Genomic DNA, 23,564 nt, shown 5'->3' with positions numbered 1-23,564 from the left:
CGCGGCGTGTCGAAACGGCTCCGGGGGCGTCGTGCGGCGCACGGCGCCCCCGGAGCCGGGGTGGAGACCGCGACGCGGGCACCGCCCGCGCCGCGGTTGCCTGTCAGGACACCGCGACCACGGCGGTGTCGTCGACCGCGAAGGTCGTCTGCAGCGAGCTGTCCTCGGTCGCGACCCACGCGAGCCGGATCGTGCGGCCCTTGTAGGCGCTCAGGTCGTACGTCTTCTGGACGTACGCCGGTCCGGCGTCGAGGTTGGACACGGCGCCGAGGGTCGCCAGCACCGCGCCGTTGGTGTCGAGCACCCGCAGCTGGAGGGTGTCGTACCGGCCCGTGGTGGTCTGCTCGGCGGTGTCCACCCGCACCCAGTACGACGCGGTCGCCGACAGCGCGCCCGCGGGGATCGCGACCTGCTGGTACAGCGTCTCGGACCCCTTTCGCCCGGTGCCCGCCATGCGCGCCCAGTACGTCCCGCCGTGGGTCGGGCGGACCGTGCTGTTGGTGATCACCGTGGTCTGGCCGCTCCAGTTCGCCGTGCCCGACTCGAAGCCCGGGTTCTTGAGCAGCTGGGCGGGCGCGCCGATGCGCCAGGTGAAGGCGGCGGTGCCCAGGCCGTCGCGGCCGTCGCTCGCCCGGACCCGGACGTGGGTGGTGCCCGCGGTCGTCGGCGTGCCGGTGATCAGGCCGGTCTCGGCGTTGATCGTCAGCCCGGCGGGCAGGCCGGTGGCCGAGTAGGCCAGGGTGTCGCCGTCGGCGTCGGTGGCCTGGATCTGCAGGCTCACCGGGACGCCGCGCTCGCCCGCCTGGTTGCCGGGGTTGGTGACGACCGGATTGGCGGTGTTGCCCTCCTGGCCGAAGGTGGCGTCGACGACCAGGGCGAACCGCTGCGGGCCGGAGGGCACGTTGCTCCCGGTGACCCGGACGGTCCACTCCCCCGCCTCGGGGTTCGGGATGAACACGTTCTCCACGTTGTTGCGCTGGTCCGGGCTGCCGCCCGCGGTGGACCAGCCGCCGGAGAACCTGTTGCCGAAGTAGGTGATGCCGCTGGGCGACTGCACGATGAGGTTGAGGTCGTTCACCAGGGACACGGCGGCCGTGGTCGCCGCCTCCTTGTCGGTGTACCCCATGGTGATCTTCAGCGGGCCGGAGCCGCCGCGGATGCTGTACCGCGTCTCGTGGACCCCGCCGGTGCTGACCGGGACGGTCTCGTCGAGGAAGCGGGCCGTCCCCGCGGTCGCCTTCTCCAGGTTGACCAGACCCCAGCCCTCGTGTGCGTTGGGGATGGGCAGGTCGTTGTCGTTGGACCCGTCGTTGTTCTCGTCGAGCAGGTCGGTGGCGCTGTTGACCATCGTGGCCTTCACGAGCGCGCCGGAGGCGTCCACGGCCCAGTTCTTCTTGTAGAAGTCGCGGACCACCGCGGCGCCGCCCGCGGCCAGCGGGTTCGACATCGACGTGCCGCTGAAGTACTTGTAGTCGTCGTTCAGCGGGAAGCCGTACCCGTCGTGCTGGTGGACGCGGGTCTTCGGGTTGACCGAGGTGCCGTCGTACTGCTGCTGGTGCTTGTCGGAGTAGCCGGAGAGCACCCAGGAGCCGGGCGCGACGACGTCGGGCTTGATCCGGCCGTCGTCGGTCGGGCCCCGGCTGGAGAACGCCGCGATCTGCTGGTGGTTGCCGGTCTGGCGGTCGGACCTGATCGGGTTGGCCGGGAAGGACGACCCCCACCAGTCGCCCCAGGTCGGGATGACGTTGTTGCCGCCCGCCTGGTTGCAGGAGCGGTTGCCCATCGTGGTGCGCTCGGCCTGGTTCTGCGCCTGGTAGGTCAGGTTCCGGTCGCACTGCGGCGCGAGGGTGTTGACCTCGGACGCGCCGACGGTGAGCACGTTCTTGGCGGTGCCCGGGGCGCCGATGGAGTCGTTGTCGACGACGCCGTCGGCGTTCAGGTCGACGCCCGCGTTGCCCGCGGAGAAGGTGATGAGCATGTCGCGGTGCTCGTTGGCGAACTTGTCGGCGAGACGGGAGTCCTCGGTGTAGGCCCCCGCCTCGTCCGCGCCCCACGAGTTCGCGTGGATGCGCGCGCCCTCGTCGTAGGCCTGCTGGAACAGCAGCCCGAGGTCGGTCGGGATGCCGAACAGGTAGTAGCCGTCGGGGTAGCCCTGCTGGGCGCAGGCGCCGATGATGTCGACGTAGTCCTCGACCGCCTGGAACACCAGGCGGGCCGAGTGCGCCGCCGCCTTGCCGCGGCCGTCGGCCATGCCGTCGCCGACCGCCGAGACGGCGACGTGGGTGCCGTGGCCGCTGTCGACGTCCTGCGCCCCGTCGGGCTGGACGTCGTAGCAGTTGGCCGCGTCCGCGCCCGCCCACGGGCGGATGGCCTTGACGCGGGCGACGGGGATGTCCGGGTGCGCGGTGGCGGGGGTGCCGCCGCCGAGCCCGGTGTCGGCGACCGCGACGATCTGGGTGGAACCGTCGTAGCCGAGCGCGTACGCCTGGTTGCCGCGCATGAGGCCACCGGCGGCGTGGTCGTTGTGCTTCTCGTGGACGTGGAAGCCGTCGACGACGGCCACGTCCTCGATCCCCGCCACGCTCGTGGCCTGGGCGGGGGTGGCGGCCAGCAGCAGGGTCCGGCTGCCGGTGGGGGTGGCGACGGCGCCGGTCGCGGTGGCGGCGGCGGCGACGGCGGCCAGGTCGACGCCGTTCTCGGCGTGGACCTCGTAGACGGCGGGTTTGCCCTCGGCGATCTCCGCCCGCGCGTCGGCGGTGACCTTCCAGGCGGCCTGGTAGCGGCCGACCCAGCGCACTCCGGGCAGCTTCTCCGCCCGTCGCGCCTGGCCCGGGTTCATCCGGACCTTGAACGCGAAGTCGGGGATGTACTCGACGAGCCGGGCGCCGATCGCGGTCAGCCCGGCCTTCCAGTCCTCGCGGACCGGGCCCGCGAACTGGACGAGGTAGGAGCCGCGTTCGGCGGCGGCGAGCGCCGGGGCCGGGTACGCGGGCAGGGCGCTGGGCAGGAACTCGCCGCTGACCAGGCGGATCGGGGCCTCGGGGAGGTCCGTCGGGGCGGGCTGTCCGACGGCTGTCCCGCCCGCCAGCGTGGCGACCAGGGCGGGGACGGCGGCGAGCGCGGCGAGGCGTCTCGGCCGGTGACGCGGCATGTGGCTTCCTCGGGTTGAGCAGGGTGATCCGGACACCCGATATCTCACCCGATCGAGCGAATCCGTTGAGGCACTATGGCCCGATCGACCTGTGACACTCCCATCCCGAACGCCCATAACATCGACGCGACCAGCGGTTTTATTCGATGTGGTGATCGAGTCGTGATCTTGGCGCACAGCGAACGGGGCCACCCGATCGGATGGCCCCGTCGATGGTCCCGCTGGTTACTCCTCGGGCGGCAGCTGCACGTCCTCGACCGGCTTGGCCGGGGACTCCGAGCCCGCCTCGGTGCGCGCCTCGGGGGGCAGCAGCGCGGTCAGCGCCGCGCCGGTGACCCGCCGGAACGCGCGGGTGGGCCGGTTGCGGTCCAGCACCGCGACCTCCAGCTTGTCCGGCGACGGCGGGGTGTTGGCGCCGTTGGCCCCGCCCGCCGCGAACGCCTTGATCGCCAGGCCGACCGCGTCGGCCAGCGTGATGCCCTCGGTGAAGGTCTCCTTGAGCGACGCGGCGATCGGGTCGGTCTGCCCGCCCATGACCAGGAACTGCGGCTCGTCGACGATGGAGCCGTCGTAGGTGAGCCGGTAGAGCTGGTCCTGGGCCGCGGTGGCGCCGACCTCGGCCACGCACAGCTCCACCTCAAGCGGCTTGACCTGCTCGGTGAAGATCGTGCCGAGGGTCTGGGCGTAGACGTTGGCCAGCTGGCGGGCCGAGACGTCGCGCCGGTCGTAGGAGTAGCCCCACAGGTCGACGTGCCGGATGCCGCCGCGGCGCAGGCTCTCGTACTCGCTGTAGCGGCCCGCGGCCGCGAACCCGATGCGGTCGTAGATCTCGGAGACCTTGTGCAGCGTCGCCGAGGGGTTCTCGGCCACGAACAGGACGCCGTCGGCGTACTTGAGCGCGACGACGCTGCGGCCCCGGGCGATGCCCTTGCGGGCGTACTCCGAGCGGTCGCGCATCAGCTGCTCGGGAGAGGCGTACAGCGGCATCGTCACGACTGTGGGCTCCTTCGGTCGGTGGGGGTCATCGAAACTCAGCCTCGGGGGCGGGCCGCGCGCTCGGTCACGACCGCCTCGGCGACGGCGGCGGCCTCCTCCTCGGACAGCCGCACCGCGCCCTGCTCGGCGGTGATGGTGACGATGCTCGGGTAGATCCGCCTGGCCAGGTCGGGCCCGCCGGTCGCCGAGTCGTCGTCCGCGGCGTCGTAGAGGGCCTCGACGGCGATGCGGACTGCCTTGTCGCGGTCGCTGTCGGGGTCGTAGAGCTTCTTCAGCGCCGACCTGGCGAAGTTCGAGCCCGAGCCGACCGCGTGGAAGCCCGCGCGCTCCTCGTAGCGGCCGCCCACCACGTCGAAGGAGACGATCCGGCCCGCCCTTGCCGGGTCAGCCGCGGCGAGGTCGTAGCCGACGAACAGCGGCACCACGGCCAGCCCCTGCAGCGCGGTGCCGAGGTTGCCGCGGACCATCGTGGCCAGCTTGTTGGTCTTGCCGTCGAGCGACAGCGACGTGCCCTCGATCTTCTCGTAGTGCTGCAGCTCGACGGCGTAGAGCCGGACCATCTCCACCGCGATGCCCGCCGTGCCCGCGATGCCCACCGACGAGTAGTCGTCGGTGACGAACACCTTCTCCATGTCGCGCTGCGCGATCAGGTTGCCCGCCGTCGCCCGCCGGTCACCGGCGATGAGGACGCCGCCGGAGAAGGCGACGGCCACGATCGTGGTGCCGTGCGTGAGGTCGGCCGGGGCCGCCCCGCTCATCGGGCGGCCGCCGGGCAGCAGTTCGGGGGCCTGGGCGCGCAGGAAGTCGGTGAACGACGAGGTGCCCGTCGTGAGGTAGGCGGCGGGCAGCCCACGGGAAGAGGTGTGATCCATGCCTGCTTTCGTTTCGGGTCGCGGGGCGGGGACGGAGCGGCCGGGGTTACTGGCCGCCCTTCTGGACGTACGCGCGGACGAAGTCCTCGGCGTTCTCCTCCAGGACGTCGTCGATCTCGTCCAGGATCGCGTCGGTGTCGTCGCTGAGCTTCTCCCGGCGCTCCTGACCGGCGGCGGTGGTGTCGTCGACACCCTCGTCGCCGTCGCCGCCGCCCTGGCGCTGCTTCTGCTCCTGGGACATCCTCGCCTCCCGGTGGTCTGGCCTATACCGAACAGTACCGAGCGGGACCGACTTTCGTCGCGGTCCCCGCCGGGACCGAGATCGAAATTCGCCCTGGGTGAACGGGGCTAACGCCGCGCCCCGGTCAGCGCGTCCACCAGCTCCTCTGCGGTGTTCGCCGCGTCGAGCAGCGCGCCGACGTGCGCCTTCGTGCCCCGCAGCGGCTCGAGGGTGGGGATGCGGACCAGGGACTCGCGGCCCAGGTCGAAGATCACCGAGTCCCACGACGCCGCCGCGATCGAGGTCGGGTAGCGCTCCAGGCAGCGGCCGCGGAAGTAGGCGCGGGTGTCCGACGGCGGCGTGACGATGGCCGCGCGCACCTCCTCCTCGCTGACCAGCCGCTTCATCGAGCCGCGGGCGACCAGGCGGTTGTAGAGGCCCTTGTCCAGCCGCACGTCGGAATACTGCAGGTCGACCAGGTGCAGCCGCGGCGACGACCACGCCAGGCCGTCGCGGGCCCGGTAGCCCTCCAGCAGCCGCAGCTTGGCGGGCCAGTCCAGCCGGTCGGCGCACTCCATCGGGTCGCGGGACAGCGCGTCGAGGATCGTGCCCCACATGTCGAGCACGTCGAGGGAGACCCGGTCGACGTCGGCGCGGCCGAGCTTGTCGGCGACCATCTCGTGGTAGGCGAACTGGATGTCCAGGCCGCTGTACTTGCGGCCGTTGGCCAGCTCGACCTTGGTCTTCAGCGTCGGGTCGTGGCTGATGACGTGCACCGCGCGCACCGGGTCGGCCAGCTTGAGGTGGTCGAACCGCACGCCTGCCTCGATCAGGTCGAGCACGAGCGCGGTGGTGCCGACCTTGAGGTAGGTCGACGTCTCGGCCAGGTTCGCGTCGCCGATGATCACGTGCAGGCGCCGGTACTTGTCGGCGTCGGCGTGCGGCTCGTCGCGGGTGTTGATGATGCCGCGCTTGAGCGTGGTCTCCAGGCCGACCTCGACCTCGATGTAGTCGGCGCGCTGGGAGAGCTGGAAGCCCGCCTCCTCGCCCGCCACGCCCATGCCGACCCGGCCGGAGCCGCAGACGACCTGGCGGGAGACGAAGAACGGCGTCAGCCCGGCGATGACCGCGGTGAACGGCGTGTTGCGGGCCATCAGGTAGTTCTCGTGGGTGCCGTAGCTGGCGCCCTTGCCGTCGACGTTGTTCTTGTAGAGCTGCAGGCGCGGCTGCCCGGGCACGGTGGCCGCGCGCAGGGCGGCCTCCTCCATGACCCGCTCCCCCGCCTTGTCCCAGATGACGGCGTCGCGCGCGTTGGTCACCTCGGGCGCGGAGTACTCGGGGTGGGCGTGGTCGACGTAGAGCCGCGCGCCGTTGGTGAGGATGACGTTCGCCGCGCCCAGGTCCTCGACGTCGGGGTCGGTGGGCGCCATGCCGGGCGCGCCGAGGTCGAACCCCCGGGCGTCGCGCAGCGGGGACTCGACCTCGTAGTCCCAGCGGGCCCGCCGGGCCCGCGGTATGTCCGCCGCCGCGGCATAGGCCAGCACGACCTGGGTCGATGTCAACACCGGGTTGGCCGTCGGGTCGCCCGGCACCGCGATGCCGTACTCGACCTCGGTTCCCATGATCCGCCGCATACCGGCCAGCCTACGGGGCGATCCCGACGAACCGGCGGTGAGCCGCGTCGCGGAGGGCAGGATGGGCGAAGTGAGCACGGACGAGTGGGTTGCGCTGTACGACGCGGCCGGTCGGGTCATCGGGTCGGCGACCAGGGCGCGGATGCGCGCCGAGGGCCTCTGGCACGCCGCCACGGCCGTCCTGGTCCGCTCCGGCGACGGCGAGCGGGTCTACGTGCACCGCCGCACCGACACCAAGGACATCTACCCCGGCCTGCACGACTGCGCCGCGGGCGGCGTGGTCGGGGCGGGCGAGGACCCCGCGCTGGCGGCCGCCCGCGAACTGGCCGAGGAGTACGGCGTGGTCGGCGCCGAGCTGACCCCGGTGTTCACGATGCCGGTCGAGCTGCCCCCGGTCCGCACGCACGTGTTCGCCTACGAGACCCGCTGGGACGGCCCGATCACGCCGCAGGAGAGCGAGATCGCCGAGGGCTGGTGGATGCCCATCGACGAGCTCCGCACCCGCCTGGCGGGCCGCGAGTGGCCCTTCGTCCCGGACGGGCGCCTGGTCATGGAGCGCTGGTTCGCCCTCCGGGGCTGAGCGCCCTGGCGGCGATCAGGCGCGGCCGAGGGCGTCGGCGGCCAAGGGGGCTATGCGAAGGACGGCGGCGCTGGCGCGGTCGAGGAGAGCTGATGGATGCCCGTCGACCAGCTCCGCACCCGCCTGCGACCCACGAATGGCCCTTCGTCCCGGACGGCGCCTGGTCATGGAGCGCTGGTTCGCCCTCCGGGGCTGAGCGTCATCCCGGAACGGGTGGCGGTCAGGCGCGGTCGAGGGCGTCGGCGGCCAAGGGGGCTATGCGACGGACGGCGGCGCTGGCGCGGTCGACCGTGCCCGCCTTGACCACGATGACGGTCAGCAGGTCGCCCTTGGCTATGGCCGCGCCGCAGCCGCGGTCGGTGGGGCCGACGAAGCACCAGCCGAACCGGTCGTCGCCGAGTTCCGGCAGGTCGGGGCGTGCGATGGTGCCGTCGGTGTCCAGGCACTCGCCCGTCTCGCGCATCTCCGCGACGCGCCCGGCGGCGTCCGGGAGGACGTGGACGGTCTGGTCGAGCGTCGACCCGCTCGGGTACTCCCAGGCCGCGCTGGCGTCGGGGGCGCAGTTCAGCGGGGTGTAGGAGAGGCTGCCCACCTGCTCGACGCCCTCGCCCGCGAGGTCGTCGTCGGTGAGGAGCACCGCGTCGGCATCGACCGGGGGCGTGGTCGTCGTGGGTGGTGGCGTGGTGGTCGACACCGGGGTGGTCGGCGCGGCGACCGGCGCGACCAGGGTGGGCTCGACGGTGGTCGTCGGGTCGTCGTAGTAGGTGTCGAGGTCGTTCGCCCGGCCGGAACAGCCTGCGGCGAGCAGCAGCACCGCGGCGGGCGCGAGCGCACGGCGGAACAACGGTCCCCCAAAGATCGACTGCGGTACGCCCGCCGAACCTACCGGTCCCACCGCACCCGCCTACACGCGGTCCAGCGCCGCGACCGCCAGTGGCATCAGCCGGGCCACGGCCGCCCGCGCGGCGGCCGTCGTCTCCGCCGCCACGACCACGGTGCTCATCAGGTCGCCCCGGACGACCACCCCGCCGCAGCCCCGCACCCCTGGCCGCGTGGAACACCACGACACCTGGACGTGCACGTCCAGGTGTCCCCACTCCGGCCCCGGCTCCCACCGACCGTCGCCGTAGGTGCACCGGCTGTCCCTGGTGAACACCCGGACCTGCCCCGCGGCGTTCTCGTAGGACTCGACGGAGTGCACGACCACGCTCCCGTCGGCGAGCCGCCAGGATCCGATGGCCTGGGCCTCGGGCGTCGCCAGCAGGCAGAGCTGCGCGACGGAGGCAGCAGGCGGTTTCAGGGACCGCACCTCCCCCTCGCCCGCGAGGTCGTCCAGGGTCAGCAGGGCGGCCGAGGGGTCACCGGGCGCCCATTCGCCCGGGGTCGGATCGGCGGGCAGGACTTTGCTCGGCCTGACCCCGACGCGCTCCACGCCGCGCAGGGCTGCGGGGAAGAGGTTCGCCACGATCGTCCCGGTCTCGTTCCGGCCCACCGCGTCCGCGCTGATGATGACCAGCAGGTCGCCCTTGGCGACCACGCCGCCGCACCGGTAGTGCCGGTCGTCCTCGGTGAGGCACCAGGAGTGCTGCGCGTCCACGTCGAGCGCGCCCAGCACCGGGCCCATGGCGGTCCGCATGCCCTTCTCCAGGCACACCTCCCGGTCCCGCAGCGCGTCGATCATGTCGGCGGGGCGTCGGTAGGTCTCCACCGCGTGCGTGACCGCGCGGTCCTCCCGCAGGGTCCACCGCGCCAGGGCGTGCGCGGACGGGCTGTCCGGGACGCAGGCGCCGAGGAACGGCTTCTGCTCGCTCTCGACCCGGGCGACGACGCCCTCGCCCGCGAGGTCCCCCTCGGTGACCAGGGCCGACGTCAACTCCGCCGACGTGCGCGGTCCCAGCGGCGGCACGTCGGGATCGGCAGTGCAGCCGAGTGCCAGCAGGGACACGGCCATCGATACCAGCAGCGCAGGCCGCACCAGGAACTCCCCCAGTCAAGTCCCCCGACCCGACAACGGGGGCAAACTACCCGAAACGTCAGTTCCAGGTCATCCGGGATCGCTCGGTCCAGTAGCGGCGGGGTTCGCGCGCCAGGTCCGGCAGGTCGAGGGCGTCGGGGAGGTCGAGGGCGCGCAGGTTGGCGGCCAGCTGGTCGACGCTCGCCGGACCGATGAGCACCTGGTCCGCCCACGGCTGGGCGGCGGCGGCCAGGGCGACCGCGTCGGGCCCGACGCCGTGCGCGTCGGCCAGTTCGCGGACCGCGCCGGGCGGGTTGACCGCGAGCCTGCCGTTGGCCATGGCCTCCTTGACCGTCACGTGGACGCCCTCGGCGTGGGCCTCGGCCAGGGCGGGCCCGGCGGAGGGCTCCAGCACGTTCCACGTCGACTGGACCGCCGTGAACAGCCGGACGCCGGAGCGTTCGAGCGCCAGCCCGCGCCGGATGGCCGCGGCCTGGTCGGGGCCGGAGGTCGAGAAGCCCAGCCGGACCCCGGACGCGGCCAGCGCGTCCAGCAGCGCGTCATCGGCGAACAGCGGGCTGTCCTCGGTCAGCGAGTGCACCTGGTAGAGGTCCACGTCGAGCAGGGCGCGGGTCTCGTCCCACTGCTGCCGGAACCGGGCCAGGGAGTGCTCCTTGACCTCGTGCACTGCCGCGTCGACCCGCCACTCGCCGACGTAGGCGTAGCCCCACTTGGACGAGACGGACACATCGGACACGCCGCGCTCGGCGAGCCAGCCCGCCAGGAACTCCTCCGCCAGCCCGTACGACCGGGCCGCGTCGACCCGCCGCACCCCTGCGGCATAGGCCGCGTCCAGGACATCCCAGGTGCGCGCACGCAGCGATTCGACGCCACGGTCACGCGGCAGGTCGCGGCCGACGTTGAGGTAGGCGGGCCTGCCCAGGGCGGCCAGCCCCAGCCCGAACCGGTTGATCGACACCATCGGCGGTGAGCGTACGCGCGGCGGCCCCGGAGCGTGCGCTCCGGGGCCGCCGCGGTTCGGGTCAGAGGTACTGACCGGTGTTGCTGGCCGTGTCGATCGCCCGGCCCGCCTCCTGGTTCTTGCCGGTCACCAGGGTGCGGATGTAGACGATGCGCTCGCCCTTCTTGCCCGAGATCCGCGCCCAGTCGTCCGGGTTGGTCGTGTTGGGCAGGTCCTCGTTCTCGGCGAACTCGTCGACGATGGCGTCCAGCAGGTGCTGCACGCGCAGGCCGGGCTGCTTGGTCTCCAGCACCGACTTGATCGCCGACTTCTTGGCCCGGTCCACGATGTTCTGGATCATCGCGCCGGAGTTGAAGTCCCGGAAGTACAGGACCTCCTTGTCACCGTTGGCGTAGGTGACCTCCAGGAACCGGTTGTCCTCGGTCTCCTCGTACATCCGCTCGACCGTGTGCTGGATCATCGCGTCGATGCACGCGGCCGGGTCGCCGCCGAACTCGGCGAGGTCGTCGGCGTGGATGGGGAGCTTGGGGGTCAGGTACTTGGAGAAGATGTCCCGCGCCGCCTCGGCGTCCGGCCGCTCGATCTTGATCTTCACGTCGAGCCTGCCTGGTCGCAGGATCGCCGGGTCGATCATGTCCTCGCGGTTGGACGCGCCGATGACGATGACGTTCTCCAGGCCCTCGACACCGTCGATCTCACTGAGCAACTGCGGCACGATCGTGGTCTCGACGTCGGAGGAGACGCCGCTGCCCCTGGTCCGGAAGATCGAGTCCATCTCGTCGAAGAACACGATCACCGGGGTGCCTTCCGACGCCTTCTCCCTGGCCCGCTGGAAGATGAGCCGGATGTGCCGCTCGGTCTCGCCCACGAACTTGTTGAGCAGCTCGGGGCCCTTGATGTTGAGGAAGTACGACTTGGCGTCGGACGGGCTGCGGTCGCCCCGCGCCGCTGCCACCTTCTTGGCCAGCGAGTTCGCCACCGCCTTGGCGATGAGCGTCTTGCCGCACCCGGGTGGGCCGTAGAGCAGCACGCCCTTGGGCGGGCGCAGCTCGTACTCGGCGAAGAGGTCCTTGTGCAGGAACGGCAGCTCGACGGCGTCGCGGATCTGCTCGATCTGCCGGAACAGGCCGCCGATGTCGGCGTAGTCGACGTCGGGCACCTCCTCCAGCACCAGGTCCTCGACCTCCGCCTTGGGCACCCGCTCGTAGGCGTAGCCGGACTTGGCGTCGACCAGCAGCGAGTCGCCGGGCTTCAGCGGCGCCTCGAACAGCGGATCGGCCAGCCAGACCACGCGCTCCTCGTCGGCGTGCCCGACGACCAGCGCCCGGGTGGGCACCTCGTCGCCGTCCGCGGTGAGCAACTCGCGCAAGGCGCAGACCTCGCCGGTGCGCTCGAAGCCGCCCCCCTCGACGACCGTGAGCGCCTCGTTGAGGCGTACGGACTGACCCTTGCGCAGGTCCTCGCCCTCGACCGCGGGTGAAACCGACACCCGCATCTTGCGGCCCGCGGTGAACACGTCGACCGTGCCGTCCTCGTGCCGTTCGAGGAACACGCCGTACCCGCTGGGCGGTTGCGCCAAGCGGTCGACCTCCTCGCGCAGCGCGAGCAGTTGGCCGCGGGCCTCCCGCAGCGTGTCGACCAGCTTGGTGTTCCGCTCGGTGAGCTGGTTCACCCGCTCGGTCGCCTCGGCCAACCGCTGCTCCACCAGCCGCGAGTGCCGCGGCGATTCCGTCAGTTTCCGGCGCAGCAGAGCGACTTCCTCTTCCAGGAATCGGATCTGCGCGGCCGCCGAGCGCTGCTCGCGCTCGCCCCCCGGGCCGGGCGTGTCACCGTGCTGATCGTCGGCATCTTCAGGCCGACTGCCGGGACGATCGTGCTGCATGTCGGCACCTCCTCCCGAACTCGTACCCACTACGGTACCGGCGATCACCGACAACAACAGAGCATCCGCATCCCGGAACCCGCGTGTCACCGGTCCGCAACACCCGCTCGGCCGCAGTCACTGGGCCGATCCGGTATCCGCCGGAACCGGGCTGCCGCTACCGTGCGTCGGTGTATTAGGCCACTCGCGCCAGCGTTGTGCACCTCCTATTCACAGCTAACGACCGGGGAAGACATGACCTACCCGCCGCCACCGCAGGACCCCTACGGTGGCCAGCCGCAGCAACCCCAGTACCCGCCGCCGCAGCAGGGCGGCTTCCCCCAGCAGCAGCCGCCGCAATACGGCCAGCAGCCGTATGGCACTCCGCCGGGCGGCCAGCCGCACGGCACTCCCCCCGGCGGCCAGCCCTACGGCACCCCGCCCGGCGGCCAGCCCTTCGGTGGCGACCCCTACGGCCAGCAGCAGCAGTACGGGCAGCAGCCGGGCCCGTACGGCCAGCCTTACGGCCAGCCGCAGAAGAAGAGCGCGATGCCGTGGATCCTGGCGGGCGTCGGCGTGGTGGTCATCGGCGTCGCCGTGACCCTGATCCTGGTCCTGACCGGCGGGAACTCCGCGCAGTACGTCGCCGAGACCGTGGTCGACGGCATGACGGCGCGCGACGCCTCCGCGGTCCGCTCCGTGGCGTGCGACCCGCAGGAGATCGAGGACTCGGTCGACACCGACGAGTTCCCCTCGGACCTCAAGATCACCCTCGGCAAGGTCACCGAGAGCGGCGACACCGCGACCGCGCTCGTGACGGCCACCTTCGAGGGCAGGAGCATCGACCTCGAGATCAAGATGAAGAAGGTGGACGGCGACTGGTGCGCCGACGACTTCGGCCCCGCCTGACCTCCGCACACTCCGCCGCCGCCGGGCAACTCGCCGGGCGGCGGCGGTGTCAGCTCGTCCGATATCGGCCAATAGGATGGGCCGACACCACCACTAGCCGGGGATCGACATGACCTACCCACCGCAGCAGCCCGGTCCGTACGGGGGACCACCGCAGCCGGGCTACGGTCGCGATCCGTGGCGTCAGCAGGGCCCCTACCAGGGCGGATACCCGGGTCAGCCGGGATACGGCCCGCCCCAGCCCCCGGCGCCGCCGCCCCCGCCGGAGAAGAGCAACGCGGGAAAGGTCGTGGCCATCGTGGCCATGGCCCTGCTGCTCCTCGGCGGCACGGGCGTGGCTGTGTACTTCCTCACGCGCGACGGCGGCCCGAACACCGCTGGCGCCCCGTCGGCCCCGGTGACCACCTCCCCGAAGTCCGACGAGACCACGGCGGCGGACGCGGGCCCGGAAGCGGTGGTCGAGGACTACATCGACGCCTACGAGACCAAGAGCTTCGCCGCGGTGACCGGCCAGGCGTGCAAGGCGTACAAGAAGAAGTACGGGACCGACACCACCCAGCTGGAGAGCCAGCTGGAGAAGTACGAGATCACCGGCTCGGCGCAGGGCGCGCCGGAGGTCAGGGGCGACGTCGCCACGGCGCGCATCGCCCTGGAGCTGTCCGGCGGGGGCGACGTGAAGAACGTCGACATCGAGATCAAGATCGTCAAGGAAGACGGCGAGTGGCGGTTCTGCGGGGAGGAAACGGCCTGACCGCGCCACCCTTCGCACAACCAGCCAACACCCCCCAGCGGGCGATCCGAGGAGTCGGGCCATGACCACGCCACCCCCCTACGGCCAGAACCCGTACGGCCAGCAGCCGGACCCGTACGGCCAGCAGCCGGACCCGTACGGCCAGCAGCCCGGTCCCTACGGACAGCAGCCGGACCCCTACGGACAGCCGCAACCGGGCTACGCCCAGCCGGTGTTCGGCCAGCAGCAGCCCTACGGCCAGCCCGGCTACGACCAGCAGTACGGCTACCAGCAGCCCTACGGCGGCGGCGAGCCGCCCAAGGGCAACAACACCGGCAAGATCGTGGCCATCGTCGCGATCGCCCTGCTCGTCCTCGGCGGCGCGGGCGTCGGCGTGTACTTCCTCACCCGCGACAGCGGCCAGACCGCGGGCAGCGGCGGCAGCACGACCGCGCCGCCGCGCACCACCACCTCCGAGGAGGAGACCACCACCGAGGAGACCACGGAGGAGTCGGCCGACCCGACCACCACCGAGCGGGACTCCGGCGGGGGCGGCGGGGACGACCCGGACGCGGTGGCCCAGGCCTACGTCGACGCCGTCAACGACCGCGACGAGTCCGCGGCGGGCGACCTGGTCTGCGCGAGCACCGAGCCGCCCGGCCTGATGTACACCGCCATCGTCGCGGCGAACGGGACGGTGGAGATCTCCGGCCAGGTCGAGGTGGCGGGCACCTTCGCCACCGTCAACACCAAGACCTCGGTGGGCGACGAGCCGTTCCCGATCCTGCTCAGCCAGGAGGACAACGGCTGGTGCGTGAGCCTGTAGACGGTCAGCCCTTGCTCGGCCTGCGCTGCGGGCGGGGCGGGGTGACCCCGTCGGCGAGGCGGCGGGCGGTCAGCAGGAACGCCGTGTGCGCGATCATGCGGTGTTCCGGGCGGACCGCCATGCCGACCACGTGCCACGGGCGGATGAGCGTCTCCCACGCCGACGGCTCGGTCCAGCACTGCTGCTCGCGCAGCGCCTCCGTCACCCGGGACAGCTGGGTCGTGGTGGCCACATAGGCCACCAGCACGCCGCCGGGGATCAGGTTGGCAGCGACCGTCGGCAGCACCTCCCACGGGGCCACCATGTCGAGGATGACGCGGTCGACCTCGCCGGTGTGCTCGGCGAGGTCGGCGACGGTCAGCGTCCAGTTGGCCGGGTGCTCGCCGTAGAACTCGATGACGTTGCGCTCGGCGTGGACGGCGTGGTCCTCCCGGATCTCGTACGAGGTCACCGTCCCTTGCGGACCCACGGCGCGCAGCAGCGAGCAGGTGAGCGCGCCCGACCCGGCGCCCGCCTCCAGCACGCGCGCGCCGGGGAAGATGTCGCCCTGCATGACGATCTGCGCGGCGTCCTTGGGGTAGATCACCTGGGCGCCGCGCGGCATCGACAGCACGTAGTCCGACAGCAGCGGGCGCAGCGCGAGGTAGCCGGTGCCGACAGCGGAGGTGACGACGGAGCCCTCGGGCTGGCCGATGATGTCGTCGTGGGCCAGCGCGCCGCGGTGGGTGTGGTACTTCTCGCCCGGGGTGAGAACCAGGGTGTAGTGCCGTCCCTTCGGGTCGGTCAGTTGTACCCGGTCCCCGGCCTGGAAGGGGCCGCTGATCCTGCGCGCCGTCACCGATTCGCCTCCTTAAGCAAACCGGGACATGGTCGCAGAGCGCGTGCGCGCCGGTTCAGCCAGCCCCGTCGAGCGCGGCGCCGAGGTCGGTGCGCAGCAGCACCCCGGACGGCCTGCCGTCGTCGTCGACCACGACGAACTGCCACGCGGCGGTCTCGCGCACCCGGTCGACGATGTCGGCGACCGGCTCGGAGGCCAGCAGCACCGACTCCGGCCGGATCGGCTCGGCGGCCAGTTCGGCCGGGGAGAACGGCGAGCTGGCGGCCAGCCGCTCGGCGGCGGCCTGGTCGAGCAGCCCGGCGGCCACGCCGTCCGCGCGCACCAGCACGACGCCCCGGCCCGCAGCGGCGGCGAGGGCGTCGGCGACCGGGCTCTCGGCGGGCAGCTGCAGGATCGGGCGCACGACGTCGGCGAGCCGGAACCCCTCGGGCAGCGGCCGCTGCTCCGCGGCCAGCTCGCCGCCCGCGCCCGCCACCACGAACCAGGCGGTGAACAGGCAGATGCCCAGGCGGAGCCAGCGGTCGGGGGACTCGGTGGCCACGCCCCAGAGCGCCCAGGCGACCAGCAGGCCCGCCACGACCCAGCCGCCGACCGCGGCGGCGCGGGTGCCCGTCGCGCGGCGGCCGGTCATCGCCCAGACGCCCGCGCGCAGCATGCGCCCGCCGTCGAGGGGCAGGCCGGGCAGCAGGTTGAACACGGCGACGGCGACGTTGGCGAAGGCGCACTCCAGCACGAGCAGCCATAGCGCCCCCTGCCCGGGCAGGACCAGCACCATCGCGCCGAAGAGGGCAGCGAGCACGATGGACACCGCAGGGCCCGCGGCGGCGACCACGCCCTCGTGGGCGGGCCTGCGCGGGGTCCTGGCGATCTCGGCGAGGCCGCCGAGCAGGAACAGCCGCAGCCTGCGCACCGGCAGGCCCAGCCGCAGCGCCGTCACGCAGTGCCCCATCTCGTGGGCCAGCACGGACAGCCCGAGCAGCACCGCGAACGCGGCCGCGAGGGCGACGGAGGACGTCGTGGTCGCGCCGGGGAGCAGCCGCTCGACCAGCGGCGTGTAGAGGACGACGATCGCGACCGCGCCCAGCCACCACGACGGGGCGAGCACGACCGGGACGCCGCGGAAGCGGAACAGCAGGAGTCCGCCGCCGGGCGGGGCGGGTGGCGCCGTGCTCGACATCCGGCCCAGCGTAGAGCGGCGGGTGTGGGATGGGGGTGATCCGGGGCTGTCGGTCGCCGACTATATGGTCAGGCCATGCTTCCCGATCTCGTCGCCGAGGAGAGCGCCCCGCCGCGCAGGCCCGCGCTGTCGCCGTCGCGGGCGGGCGACTTCAAGCAGTGCCCCCTGCTGTACCGCTTCCGGGCGATCGACAAGCTGCCGGAGACGCCGTCGGCCGCGCAGCTGCGCGGCACGGTCGTGCACGCAGTGCTGGAGCAGCTGTTCGGGCTGCCCCGGGAGGAGCGGGTGCTGTCGCGGGCCCAGGAGCTCGTGGCCCCGACGTGGGAGCGGCTGGTGGCCGAGCAGCCAGCGCTGGCCACGCTGCTCTCCGGCGGCGCGCTGGACTCGGCGGGCGCGCTGCTGGGCGGGTACTTCGAGCTGGAGGACCCGCGGCGGCTGGAGCCGGAGGCGTGCGAGCTGCTGGTCGAGACCGAGTTGCCCAGCGGGGTCCTGCTCCGCGGGTACATCGACCGGCTGGACGTCGCGCCGACCGGCGAGATCCGGGTGGTGGACTACAAGACCGGCACGGCGCCCCGGGAGATCGGCGAGGCCAAGGCGCTGTTCCAGATGAAGTTCTACGCGCTGGCGCTGTGGCGGCTGCGCGGCGTGGTCCCCCGCCAGCTGCGGCTGATGTACCTGGCCGACCGGCAGTCCCTGGCGTACACGCCGGACGAGGCCGAGCTGACCCGGTTCGAGCGGACGCTGGACGCGATCTGGCAGGCGATCCTGCGGGCGGGCCGCACGGGCGACTTCCGCCCCAACCGGTCGCGGCTGTGCGACTGGTGCTCGCACCAGGCCCACTGCCCCGAGTTCGGCGGCACGCCGCCGGAGTACCCGGGGTGGCCGGAGCCTGATGCGAGCGACGAGTCGCTTGTGGACCGCGCGGACTAGAGCCTGCAGGCCCGGATGTCGGAGGCCAGCACGGCCTTCGCGCCCAGCGCGGCCAGCTCGTCCATGGTCGCGTTGACGTCCTTGCGCGGCACCATGGCCCGCACCGCGACCCAGTCGGCGCTGGCCAGCGGCGCCACCGTGGGCGACTCCAGGCCCGGGGTGATCTCGATCGCGGCGTCCAACAGGGACTTCGGGCAGTCGTAGTCCAGCATCATGTACTGCTGGGCGAACACCACGCCCTGCAGTCGCGCGGCGAGCTGGTCCCGGGCGGCCGACGGCTCCGCGTTGGCCCGCTCCACGAGCACGGCCTCGGACACGCAGATGGCCTCGCCGAAGGCGACCAGGTTGTGCTGGCGCAGCGTGCGGCCGGAGCCGACCACGTCGGCCACCGCGTCGGCGACGCCGAGCTGGATGGAGATCTCGACCGCGCCGTCGAGGCGGATCACGTCGGCGGTGACGCCGTGGCGGGCCAGGTCGTCGACGACCAGGTTGGGGTAGCTGGTCGCCAGCCGCCTGCCCGCGAGGTCGGTGACCTTCCACTCGCGACCGGCGGGGGCGGCGTAGCGGAAGGTGGACCCGCCGAAGCCGAGCGCCAGGCGCTCGGTGACCGGGGCGCGGGAGTCCAGCGCCAGGTCGCGGCCGGTGATGCCGAGGTCGAGCTCGCCGGAGCCGACGTAGATGGCGATGTCCTTGGGGCGCAGGAAGAAGAACTCGACCTCGTTGGCCGGGTCGATGACCGTCAGGTCGCGCGACTCGTGGCGCTGGCGGTATCCGGCCTCGGAGAGCATCTCGGACGCGGCGGCGGCGAGGGCGCCTTTGTTGGGGACTGCGACGCGCAGCATGGGGGCTCCAATGGAGGGTGTGAGGGGGTGGCCGGGACACGCGCCTCACAGATGTCGGTAGACGTCCTCCAGGGTCAGGCCGCGGCCCAGCATCAGCACCTGCACGCGGTACAGGAGCTGGGAGACCTCCTCGGCCAGGCGCTCGTCGGACTCGTGCTCGGCGGCGATCCACACCTCGCCCGCCTCCTCCAGCACCTTCTTGCCCTGGGCGTGCACGCCCGCGTCCAGCGCCGCGACGGTGCCCGAGCCTTCCGGCCGGGTCGTCGCGCGGTCGCTGAGCTCGGCGAACAGCTCGTCGAACGTCTTCACGGGGACCGATCCTTTCATCCCCGCCCACCCTCGGCAGCATCGAGGGGACCCAGATCACGCGAGCAGGGTCACCACCGCGCCGAGCACGCCCAGGGTCAGCGACAGCGGCGAGTAGATCCGCACGTCCCAGTGCGCGAACTCGGTGTCCCTGCGCAGCGACGTGGCCATCCCGGAGAGGCCGCGGGCCAGCAGCACCACCGCGACGCCGCCCGCGCCGACGGTGACCAGCCACTCCGGCCCCGGCGCGTCGACAAGGCCGCCGCGCGCGGCAACGAGGTAGGCCGCGGCCGCCAGGAGCACGACGACGCCGAACGTCAGCGGCCTGCTGGGCAGCCGGTCGGCCTCGACGCCGACCACCTTCCGGGCGAGTTCCTCGGGCGTGCGCAACGGCCACGGGCTGATCATCCAGACCACGTGCTGGATCGCGATCAACACCAGCGCCACCACCAGCGCCCAGACGACGACGGTCATCTCCGACTCCTTCCATACACCACTGTATGGTCAATCCGTACAGTAGTGTACGGAGGTGCCGAAGCCCAGGTTGAGCCGCGAGAGTTGGATCACCGCCGCCCTGGCCGCGCTGGCCCGCGGCGGCGTCGCCGCGGTCGCGGTCGACCCGCTGGCGACGGAGCTGGGGGTGACCAGGGGCAGCTTCTACTGGCACTTCGCCGACCGCGCAGCCCTGCTCGACGCCGCACTCGAATGGTGGGAGCAGAAGGGCACCACCGCCCTGATCGAGGAGGTCGCTCCCATCGCCGACCCCCGGGAGCGCCTGGCCACGCTGTTCCGCATGGCCATCACCGACGACCCCACGGAGGGCCTGGAGGCCGCCCTGGTCGCCCACGCCGAGGACGCGCAGGTCGCCCCCGTCCTCCACCGCGTCACCGGCAGGCGCATCGCCTACCTGACCGAGGCCTTCGCCGCCGCAGGCGCCCCCGACCCCCACGACCGCGCCCGCGTCGCCTACGCCACCTACGTCGGCTGGGTAACCCTCCGCCGCGCCGTCCCCGAGTCCACCCCGGACACCAGCGTCGACTACCTGGTCCGCGCCCTACTGCCCTGACACCCGCCCGGCGACGGCGCTGTCCAACCAGGACAACGCTCGCGCGCTCCGAGGCCGGGCCGACAGCAGCCGGAGGCCGCGCTGGCAGCCACAGTCGCCGAACCGAATCGCCCACCCGGACCCGCACACCCGCAGCCCCGCCCACCGCATCAGCCCACCCGGGCGCGCAGCCTGTGACCGAGGCCCGTCCAACCGGATCGGCCCCACCCGGACCCGCAATCGCGCAGTCCCGCCCACCGCACCAGCCCACCCAGACCCACACCCTGCAACCGAAGCCCGACCAACCGGGATCGGCCCACCCAGGCCCGCAAGCCCGCCCCACCGCATCAGCCAATCCAGACCCGCAGCCCCACCCAACCGAATCAACCCACCCAGACCCGCAAAGGCGCAAGCCCGCCCACCGCGTCGGCCCACCCAGACCCACAACCTGCAACCGAGGCCCCGACCAACCGGGTTCGGCCCCACTTAAGCCCGCAACCCCGCAGCCCCGCCCACCGCACCAGCCCACCCAGACCCACCGACCGAAGCCCGACCAACCAGGGTCGGCCCACCCAGGCCCGCAAGCCCGCCTTACCGCATCAGCCAATCCAGATCCGCAAACCCACAGCCCCACCCCACAGAATCAACCCGCCCAGACTCGCAGCCCACAACCGAGGCCCGTCCAACCGGATCGATCCGCCCAGGGCCATCAAGCCCGCGCCCGACCCCCTCAACCCACCCGGCTACCTCCGCCGTCCCCGGCTCCCCCGGTCCAAATCCTGCTCGCCCCGGGACGCCGAGGTGGTGGTGCGGCTGCCGGTGAGTTGGCGGGCGGTGTTGACCAGGCCGACCATGCTGAACGCCTGGGGGGTGTTGCCCACGAGCCTGCCGGTCCTGGTGTCGTACTCCTCGCTCAGGAGGCCGACGTCGTTGCGGAGGCTCAGGAGGCGCTCGAACAGCGCTGTCGCCTCCTCCCGGCGGCCGGTGTTGTGCAGGGCGTCGGCGAGCCAGAAGGAGCAGAGCAGGAAGGTCGCCTCCTCCCCCGGCAGCCCGTCCACCCCGCCGTCGGCGTCCACTCGGTACCGCAGGAGGAAGCCGTCCTCGGACAGCTCGCGGCGGACCGCGTCGACGGTGCCGCGCACGCGTGGGTCGTCCCATGGCAGGAACCCGACCCTGGGCAACAGCAATAGCGCCGCGTCCAGCCCGCGCGAGCCGTAGAACTGGGTGAACGTCTCCCGCTCCGCGTCGTACCCCTTCGCGCAGACCTCGCTGTGGATGCGTTCGCGCAGGGCGCGCCACCGGTCGACCGGGCCGTCGAGGCCGTGGTTCTCCACGGTGTCCACCGCGCGGTCCACGCCAGCCCACGCCATCACCTTCGAGTGGACGAAGTGCCGGTCGGGCCCGCGCACCTCCCACAGGCTCTTGTCGGGGTCGTCCCAGTGGCCCTCCAGGAAGTCCAGCAGCGCGCGCTGCAGGTCCCACGCGGGGTCCAGCGTCGGCAGCCCGGCCTCGCGCGCCAGGTGCAGGCCGTCGAGGACCTCGCCCCAGACGTCGAGCTGGAACTGCGTCGCCGCGCCGTTGCCGATACGCACCGGGGCCGCGCCCTGGTACCCGGGCAGCCAGTCCAGTGTGTACTCCGGGAGCCGCCGCGAGCCGTCCAGCCCGTACATGATCTGCAGCTTCTGCGGGTCGCCCGCCACCGCGCGGACCAGCCACTCGCGCCAGGCCCGCGCCTCGTCGACGAAGCCGGTGCCGATGAGCGCCTGCAGGGTGAAGGTCGCGTCGCGCAGCCAGCAGTACCGGTAGTCCCAGTTGCGCGAGCCGCCCAGGTCCTCCGGCAGGGACGTCGTCGCGGCCGCCACGATGCCGCCGGTCGGCGCGTACGTCAGCGCCTTGAGCGTGATCAACGCGCGCCGCACCGCCGACGACCAGCGCCCCGAGTAGTCGCACTTGCCGATCCAGTCCGCCCAGAACCGCTCGGTGTCGCGCAGCGCCTGCTCGGCGTCGACCGGCTGGGGCGCGGGCAGGTGCGACGGCTTGTGCGTCAGCACGAACGGGACCCGCTCGCCCGGCCGGACGGTGAACTCCGCCACGGTCGCCATCTGGTGCCCGTGCAGCGGGACGGGCGTGTGCACCCACACCGCGTCCGGACCGGCGATCGCCACCAGCTCACCGCCGTTGTGCCGGACCCACGGCGCGATCGAGCCGTAGTCGAACCGCAGCCGCAGCTCCATCCGCATGGGCACGGCCCCGCTGACGCCCTCCACGATCCGCACGACGTCGGCCGCCTCGCCGCGCGGGGGCATGAAGTCCAGCACGCGGACCGTCCCGTCGGGGGTGTCCCACTCCGACGACATGATCAGCGAGTCGCCCACGTACCCGCGCCTGCTCGCCACCCCGCCGGACGCGGGCGCCAGCCGCCACATGCCCGCCTCCTGGTCGGCCAGCAGCATGGCGAAGCAGGCGGGCGAGTCGAACCGCGGCAGGCACAGCCAGTCGATGCCGCCGTCGCGGGCCAGCAGGGCGGCCGTCTGCAGGTCGCCGAGCAGCGCGTAGTCCTCGATCCCGGCGGGCGTCGTCCGCGCCGTCACGACTCGTCCAGGTCGATGACGGTCTTGACGTCGTTCGGCCGCGCGTCGAAGGCCTCCTCGGCGCGGCTCAGCGGCACCCTGCGGGTGACCATCTCCTCGAGCCAGTCCACATCGGCCCCGGCCAGCGCGTCGGCGGCCTGCCGGTAGTGGCGCAGGTTGGCGTTGACCGAGCCGAGCACGACGTCGTTCTCCAGCACCATGTCCCGGTTGATTCCGCCCGCGTCGACGTCCAGCTTGCGGCCAGCAGGCGAGACCCCGGTGAGGCAGACGATCCCGTAGGGGGCGGTGTTGGCGATCGTGTCGAAGACGACAGCGCCGACGCCGGTGGCCTCGATGACCACGTCGGGTTCGAGCCGCGGCGCGACCTCGGCGACCGGGTCGTGGTGGTAGATCGCGCCGAGCGCCTTGACCAGCCCCGGCTTCGGGCCGTCGGTCACCAGGTCGACCACGTGCACCTCCAGCCCGCGCTGACTGCCGAGCAGCGCGGCGAGCAGCCCGATCGGGCCTGCGCCGGTGACCAGCAGCCGCTTGGGCTCGAACCACGCCCGCGCCCCCACGCGCTCGATCTGCTCCCACGCCTTGGCGACGACCGTGGTGGGCTCCATCAGCATCCCGACCCGCTCCAGCCGGGGGTCGAGCCGCACGGCGTAGTCGCGGTGCACGGTCCACACCTGGCTGCCGTAGCCGTCGATCTCCTTGATCCCGCGCTCGGTGTACTCGCCGTTGCGGCACATGTCGAACTCGCCCCGGGCGCACGCGCCGCACGGGCGGGGGTCCGGGCGCCGCACCACGCCGACCACCAGATCGCCCTCGGCGAAATCGCCGCCCTCCGGCGCCGCGCGGACCCGGCCCAGCGACTCGTGGCCGAGCACCAGCCGCTCCTGCCCGGACGGGGCCCAGCCGTACTCGCCGCGGGCGATCTCCTTGTCCGTCCCGCACACGCCCAGCGCGATGCCGTCCACCAGCAGGTCGTCGGGCCCCGGGCGCGGTTCGGGCACGTCGGTCACCGCCAGTGACCCGGGTGTTTTCGGGACAACGGTCAGCGCACGCATGCCCCCACCGTCGCACGGCCGCTGTTTCCCCGCTCGCCGATCGGGTACGTGTCCGACTGCCATGGGAG

At 72.6% G+C, this 23,564-nt stretch carries 22 protein-coding genes; 6 read left to right on the top strand and 16 right to left on the bottom strand.

The window, feature by feature from the left end:
- Positions 1–103: 103 nt before the first annotated feature.
- The 5 genes from IEY98_RS29010 to dop form a co-directional block, all read right to left on the bottom strand.
- A complete protein-coding gene (locus IEY98_RS29010; protein WP_189213859.1) occupies positions 104–3,151 on the bottom strand; it encodes a S8 family serine peptidase in 3,048 nt (1,015 codons plus the stop codon).
- A 225-nt stretch (positions 3,152–3,376) separates the two neighbouring features.
- Entirely contained in the window at positions 3,377–4,144 is a 768-nt protein-coding gene (prcA, locus tag IEY98_RS29005; RefSeq protein ID WP_189213858.1) for a proteasome subunit alpha, read from the bottom strand.
- Between the two features lie 38 nt (positions 4,145–4,182).
- A complete protein-coding gene (prcB, locus tag IEY98_RS29000; protein ID WP_189213857.1) occupies positions 4,183–5,019 on the bottom strand; it encodes a proteasome subunit beta in 837 nt (278 codons plus the stop codon).
- Positions 5,020–5,065: 46 nt separating this feature from the next.
- Positions 5,066–5,260, bottom strand: coding sequence for a ubiquitin-like protein Pup (locus tag IEY98_RS28995; protein ID WP_189213856.1), 195 nt, complete (start codon positions 5,258–5,260; stop codon positions 5,066–5,068).
- A 107-nt stretch (positions 5,261–5,367) separates the two neighbouring features.
- A complete protein-coding gene (gene dop / locus IEY98_RS28990) occupies positions 5,368–6,873 on the bottom strand; it encodes a depupylase/deamidase Dop (protein WP_189213855.1) in 1,506 nt (501 codons plus the stop codon).
- Between the two features lie 70 nt (positions 6,874–6,943).
- Between dop and IEY98_RS28985 the strand changes: the two genes are divergently transcribed.
- A complete protein-coding gene (locus tag IEY98_RS28985; protein ID WP_229787666.1) occupies positions 6,944–7,453 on the top strand; it encodes an NUDIX hydrolase in 510 nt (169 codons plus the stop codon).
- A gap of 220 nt (positions 7,454–7,673) precedes the next feature.
- On the opposite strand, the gene IEY98_RS28980 is transcribed toward IEY98_RS28985, so the two are convergent.
- The 4 genes from IEY98_RS28980 to arc form a co-directional block, all read right to left on the bottom strand.
- Positions 7,674–8,297, bottom strand: coding sequence for a hypothetical protein (locus IEY98_RS28980; protein ID WP_189213853.1), 624 nt, complete (start codon positions 8,295–8,297; stop codon positions 7,674–7,676).
- A gap of 60 nt (positions 8,298–8,357) precedes the next feature.
- Positions 8,358–9,428, bottom strand: a complete 1,071-nt coding sequence (locus IEY98_RS28975) for a hypothetical protein (protein WP_189213852.1) — start codon at positions 9,426–9,428, stop codon at positions 8,358–8,360.
- A 58-nt stretch (positions 9,429–9,486) separates the two neighbouring features.
- Positions 9,487–10,389 (bottom strand): aldo/keto reductase, encoded by a 903-nt coding sequence (locus tag IEY98_RS28970; protein WP_189213851.1) that lies wholly within the window; start codon positions 10,387–10,389, stop codon positions 9,487–9,489.
- A 61-nt stretch (positions 10,390–10,450) separates the two neighbouring features.
- Positions 10,451–12,271 carry a proteasome ATPase gene (arc, locus tag IEY98_RS28965; RefSeq protein WP_189213850.1) on the bottom strand — a complete coding sequence of 607 codons (1,821 nt, stop codon included), beginning with the start codon at positions 12,269–12,271 and terminating at the stop codon, positions 10,451–10,453.
- Between the two features lie 234 nt (positions 12,272–12,505).
- Between arc and IEY98_RS28960 the strand changes: the two genes are divergently transcribed.
- From IEY98_RS28960 to IEY98_RS28950, 3 genes are all read left to right on the top strand, one after another.
- On the top strand, positions 12,506–13,159 hold the full coding sequence (locus tag IEY98_RS28960) for a hypothetical protein (protein ID WP_189213849.1): 654 nt from the start codon (positions 12,506–12,508) through the stop codon (positions 13,157–13,159).
- Between the two features lie 109 nt (positions 13,160–13,268).
- Positions 13,269–13,910 (top strand): hypothetical protein, encoded by a 642-nt coding sequence (locus IEY98_RS28955; protein ID WP_189213848.1) that lies wholly within the window; start codon positions 13,269–13,271, stop codon positions 13,908–13,910.
- A 61-nt stretch (positions 13,911–13,971) separates the two neighbouring features.
- Positions 13,972–14,715: a flagellar basal body-associated FliL family protein gene (locus IEY98_RS28950; RefSeq protein WP_189213847.1), complete on the top strand. Its 744-nt coding sequence runs from the start codon at positions 13,972–13,974 to the stop codon at positions 14,713–14,715.
- Between the two features lie 4 nt (positions 14,716–14,719).
- On the opposite strand, the gene IEY98_RS28945 is transcribed toward IEY98_RS28950, so the two are convergent.
- Together IEY98_RS28945 and IEY98_RS28940 are read right to left on the bottom strand one after the other, a co-directional pair.
- Positions 14,720–15,553: a tRNA (adenine-N1)-methyltransferase gene (locus IEY98_RS28945; RefSeq protein ID WP_189213846.1), complete on the bottom strand. Its 834-nt coding sequence runs from the start codon at positions 15,551–15,553 to the stop codon at positions 14,720–14,722.
- 55 nt (positions 15,554–15,608) lie between these two features.
- On the bottom strand, positions 15,609–16,730 hold the full coding sequence (locus IEY98_RS28940; RefSeq protein WP_189213845.1) for a site-2 protease family protein: 1,122 nt from the start codon (positions 16,728–16,730) through the stop codon (positions 15,609–15,611).
- Positions 16,731–16,805: 75 nt separating this feature from the next.
- On the opposite strand from IEY98_RS28940, the gene IEY98_RS28935 reads away from it, so the two are divergent.
- Positions 16,806–17,660, top strand: a complete 855-nt coding sequence (locus tag IEY98_RS28935; protein ID WP_189213844.1) for a RecB family exonuclease — start codon at positions 16,806–16,808, stop codon at positions 17,658–17,660.
- Here the strand turns inward: IEY98_RS28935 and hisG are convergent.
- Genes hisG through IEY98_RS28920 form a run of 3 tightly spaced genes read right to left on the bottom strand, consistent with a single transcriptional unit; the run spans position 17,657 to position 19,282 of the window.
- A complete protein-coding gene (gene hisG / locus IEY98_RS28930; protein ID WP_189213843.1) occupies positions 17,657–18,502 on the bottom strand; it encodes an ATP phosphoribosyltransferase in 846 nt (281 codons plus the stop codon). The two genes, IEY98_RS28935 and hisG, sit on opposite strands and share 4 nt — an antisense overlap.
- Positions 18,503–18,547: 45 nt before the next feature.
- Positions 18,548–18,811 carry a phosphoribosyl-ATP diphosphatase gene (locus IEY98_RS28925; protein WP_229787665.1) on the bottom strand — a complete coding sequence of 88 codons (264 nt, stop codon included), beginning with the start codon at positions 18,809–18,811 and terminating at the stop codon, positions 18,548–18,550.
- Between the two features lie 54 nt (positions 18,812–18,865).
- Positions 18,866–19,282, bottom strand: coding sequence for a DUF3995 domain-containing protein (locus IEY98_RS28920; RefSeq protein ID WP_189213841.1), 417 nt, complete (start codon positions 19,280–19,282; stop codon positions 18,866–18,868).
- Positions 19,283–19,337: 55 nt separating this feature from the next.
- Between IEY98_RS28920 and IEY98_RS28915 the strand changes: the two genes are divergently transcribed.
- The gene (locus IEY98_RS28915) at positions 19,338–19,874 is read left to right on the top strand and encodes a TetR/AcrR family transcriptional regulator (protein ID WP_189213840.1); all 537 of its coding nucleotides are present in this window, start codon (positions 19,338–19,340) and stop codon (positions 19,872–19,874) included.
- A gap of 722 nt (positions 19,875–20,596) precedes the next feature.
- Here the strand turns inward: IEY98_RS28915 and IEY98_RS28910 are convergent.
- Both IEY98_RS28910 and IEY98_RS28905 read right to left on the bottom strand, forming a co-directional pair.
- The gene (locus IEY98_RS28910) at positions 20,597–22,444 is read right to left on the bottom strand and encodes a glycoside hydrolase family 15 protein (protein WP_189213839.1); all 1,848 of its coding nucleotides are present in this window, start codon (positions 22,442–22,444) and stop codon (positions 20,597–20,599) included.
- Entirely contained in the window at positions 22,441–23,442 is a 1,002-nt protein-coding gene (locus IEY98_RS28905; RefSeq protein ID WP_229787664.1) for a glucose 1-dehydrogenase, read from the bottom strand. Before IEY98_RS28905 ends, IEY98_RS28910 begins: the two co-directional genes overlap by 4 nt.
- Between the last annotated feature and the right edge of the window lie 122 nt (positions 23,443–23,564).

The sequence above is a fragment of the Actinokineospora fastidiosa genome (assembly GCF_014648415.1).
Classification (GTDB): Bacteria; Actinomycetota; Actinomycetes; order Mycobacteriales; family Pseudonocardiaceae; genus Actinokineospora; species Actinokineospora fastidiosa.
Note: the sequence above shows the minus strand (reverse complement) of the source record. Positions and strands in the feature narration are given on the sequence as shown.

Excerpts from the sequence above, each read along its gene's own strand:
- IEY98_RS29010 (WP_189213859.1), bottom strand. The coding sequence starts at position 3,151 with ATGCCGCGTCACCGGCCGAGACGCCTCGCCGCGCTCGCCGCCGTCCCC.
- prcB (WP_189213857.1), bottom strand. The coding sequence starts at position 5,019 with ATGGATCACACCTCTTCCCGTGGGCTGCCCGCCGCCTACCTCACGACG.
- IEY98_RS28995 (WP_189213856.1), bottom strand. The coding sequence starts at position 5,260 with ATGTCCCAGGAGCAGAAGCAGCGCCAGGGCGGCGGCGACGGCGACGAG.
- dop (WP_189213855.1), bottom strand. The coding sequence starts at position 6,873 with ATGCGGCGGATCATGGGAACCGAGGTCGAGTACGGCATCGCGGTGCCG.
- IEY98_RS28970 (WP_189213851.1), bottom strand. The coding sequence starts at position 10,389 with ATGGTGTCGATCAACCGGTTCGGGCTGGGGCTGGCCGCCCTGGGCAGG.
- arc (WP_189213850.1), bottom strand. The coding sequence starts at position 12,271 with ATGCAGCACGATCGTCCCGGCAGTCGGCCTGAAGATGCCGACGATCAG.
- IEY98_RS28960 (WP_189213849.1), top strand. The coding sequence starts at position 12,506 with ATGACCTACCCGCCGCCACCGCAGGACCCCTACGGTGGCCAGCCGCAG.
- IEY98_RS28955 (WP_189213848.1), top strand. The coding sequence starts at position 13,269 with ATGACCTACCCACCGCAGCAGCCCGGTCCGTACGGGGGACCACCGCAG.
- IEY98_RS28950 (WP_189213847.1), top strand. The coding sequence starts at position 13,972 with ATGACCACGCCACCCCCCTACGGCCAGAACCCGTACGGCCAGCAGCCG.
- IEY98_RS28940 (WP_189213845.1), bottom strand. The coding sequence starts at position 16,730 with ATGTCGAGCACGGCGCCACCCGCCCCGCCCGGCGGCGGACTCCTGCTG.
- IEY98_RS28935 (WP_189213844.1), top strand. The coding sequence starts at position 16,806 with ATGCTTCCCGATCTCGTCGCCGAGGAGAGCGCCCCGCCGCGCAGGCCC.
- hisG (WP_189213843.1), bottom strand. The coding sequence starts at position 18,502 with ATGCTGCGCGTCGCAGTCCCCAACAAAGGCGCCCTCGCCGCCGCCGCG.
- IEY98_RS28920 (WP_189213841.1), bottom strand. The coding sequence starts at position 19,282 with ATGACCGTCGTCGTCTGGGCGCTGGTGGTGGCGCTGGTGTTGATCGCG.